Below are 1494 nucleotides of genomic sequence, written 5' to 3'. Positions count from 1 at the left end.
GAGTGGGGAGTAGGGAGTAGGGAGTGGGGAGTAGGGAGTGGGGAGTAGGGAGTATTTTCAAACCTGGGAAGGGTGAAGCATTTGGATATATAACCTTGGGTTTAACCCATGACTTATCCCCCAAATGCTACTCTACGAGAACGCTACGCGAACACCCCTAAACCAAATTTTCCACGGCAGAAAACACTCCCCATTCCCCATTCCTCAAGCAACTTGACTCAAAGCCACTGTTAAATAATCAGCCGTCGCTTCTACTAGAGCGATCGCATTTTCGTATAGCATTCTGGTAGGCCCCAGAATACCAACACTTCCTACGGGTATCTCATCTTGCTTGTAGGTGGCAGAAACTAAAGTACAGGTACGCATGGGTGCTAAAGAATTTTCTGCGCCAATCCGCACTTTTACCCGACGCTTAGGGTTTAATTCCTCTGGGGATTCAAAAATTGTAGGCCAAAGTAGATCCTGTTCCTCTTCTAATAGGTGTAGCAACATTTTTACCTGCTGCAATTCGGAAAATTCTGGCTGACGTAATACTTCTGAAATGCCCCGAATTAGAATTGGTGTCGCAACAGGTGTCCTAATCGGACGAGTCAATTCTGAGAGTAAATTTTTCAAAAAATCAGCATACTGGACAAATTCGCGATCCAGTTCACTCCAATCTAATATTGCAATTTCACCCAAAGATCGCCCTCGCAATTTACTATTTAAAAAATTAGATAATATTTGCAATTCATGCTCAACAATTTCGCCCTCTACTTCCTCCTTTTCTGACTGAGTTAATTCCATTAAAACAGATTGGGTTTGATAACCATCCGTCACCACGATTAACATTACTCGCCCGGGTTGGATTGGCACTAATTGCAAATGGCGCAATCGCATTGTTCGAGTTTGAGGCATAGTAATTAAAGCAATATAACCGCTGAGGGTAGAGAGGATTTGGGCTGCATCTCGCAGGAGTACTTCAAAGTTAGATTCTTCCAATTTCAAACTATCTGCTAGTAAATGTTCGACTTGTCGCCCCATAGTTTCCGATGGCGTGATTAGCTGATCGACATAAATACGGTAACCAGAGTCTGAAGGTATTCTTCCAGCAGAGGTGTGAGGTTGATACAATAACCCAGATTTTTCCAAAACGCCCATACAAGCACGAATAGTAGCAGGGCTAAAACTTAGATCGTATTCTTGGGCTAAAACTTTAGAACCTACGGGTTCTGCTGTCGCAATATAGTGACGAACAGTAGCCCAGAGAACATGTTGTTGCCGATTAGTCAAACTTACTTGTACAGACATTGACATAAAAGTGGATCTGAATTAATTTTTCTGAAATAAAATCATTGTTAAATATCTCGTTCTCTCCCTTAACTTATTATATAATACACTCTCGTGTAAATACGCTCGCAACTCAATCCTAGCTCAAAGCTCGTTTAGAAACTCGGTTTTTTCAAAAAAACGGGATGCTGCGTCCAATCAAATTTCGTTGGGTGGAGTAATGGG

At 42.1% G+C, this 1494-nt stretch carries 1 protein-coding gene; it reads right to left on the bottom strand.

Annotated features, from left to right (window positions below):
- Positions 1–204 precede the first annotated feature (204 nt).
- Positions 205–1290 (bottom strand): heat-inducible transcriptional repressor HrcA, encoded by a 1086-nt coding sequence (hrcA, locus tag NJ959_RS29405; RefSeq protein ID WP_254015302.1) that lies wholly within the window; start codon positions 1288–1290, stop codon positions 205–207.
- Between the last annotated feature and the right edge of the window lie 204 nt (positions 1291–1494).

It is taken from the genome of Limnofasciculus baicalensis BBK-W-15 (assembly GCF_024178385.1).
Lineage (GTDB): Bacteria > Cyanobacteriota > Cyanobacteriia > Cyanobacteriales > Coleofasciculaceae > Limnofasciculus > Limnofasciculus baicalensis.
This window is presented reverse-complemented; position numbering and strand designations above follow the sequence as displayed.

Coding starts and splice junctions, on each gene's coding strand:
- hrcA (WP_254015302.1), bottom strand. CDS start 1,290: ATGTCTGTACAAGTAAGTTTGACTAATCGGCAACAACATGTTCTCTGG.